The following is an 844-nucleotide window of genomic DNA, read 5'->3' as shown; positions in this document are numbered from 1 at the left end:
AAAAAGAAGAACAAATTCCAAAAGAAGAGCCAAAAGAAAATACAAGTTCAGAATTAACCCAAGAACAATTTGATTTACTACGTAGTTACGTACAAAATGATGAAAAACAAAGACAATATTTAATAGACGATTATGGGAAAGAAAATATACCTAAATTCGCTAATATAGCAAAAAATTATATGGAAGCAATATATAATTTTGACTATCGTATAGATTTTGAAACATATTTTTCTAGAATAATTCCTTATGCGGTAGGGGATTACACTGATAGAGTCTGGTTTAAAGAATTATATGATACATTAACTGAACATAATTTAATAATGGAAGTAAAATTTCTTACTGATGAATATTTTGTATATCATAATGGAGGTCCTGAGGTAAAGGGGCTACTATTATTTCGTGTTAAATCAGTAGAAGGTGACATTGAAGAAGGTTTGTTTGGAAAAAATGATTATGAACTAAATAAATGGTATCAAGTTCCTTATGAAGTGTATATTGGAACAGGCTTAAAAGGAAAAGCTTTTATAGATTATTATGCAGATGGATTCGAACCTATTGGACCAGTAATATCAGTAGAAGGGGAATAATATGAAAAAGAGAATATTTTCAATAATAATTATTTTATTTGTAATAGGTATTAGTTTTAGTAATATAAGTTACAGTAGCACTTATAAAAAAGGTGCAAGATTTAAAGTTATAGAAAGAGAAGGGAATTCATATATTAAATTTCCCGTCACCTCAACAAAAGCTTCTTCGGAAATAGGACTTAGATGGGAAACAGAAGCATATAAAATTACAATGTTTCCTAAAGGAACTCAAATAAATATTAATGGTGAAGAAGACC

2 protein-coding genes are annotated in these 844 nt (G+C 28.2%); both read left to right on the top strand.

Annotation, left to right across the window (positions count from 1 at the left end; translation table 11 throughout):
• On the top strand, nt 1-587 hold a 587-nt coding region (locus OM90_RS12955; protein ID WP_160323689.1), incomplete at its 5' end, for a hypothetical protein.
• Between the two features lies 1 nt (nt 588).
• A partial coding sequence (locus OM90_RS12160) for a hypothetical protein (protein ID WP_144428596.1) occupies nt 589-844 on the top strand: 256 nt, incomplete at its 3' end.

The sequence above is a fragment of the Defluviitalea phaphyphila genome, from assembly GCF_001466305.1.
In the GTDB taxonomy this organism is placed as follows: Bacteria; Bacillota; Clostridia; order Lachnospirales; family Defluviitaleaceae; genus Defluviitalea_A; species Defluviitalea_A phaphyphila.
The sequence above is the reverse complement of the archived record's forward strand: the minus strand, read 5'-3'. Positions and strand labels throughout refer to the sequence as shown.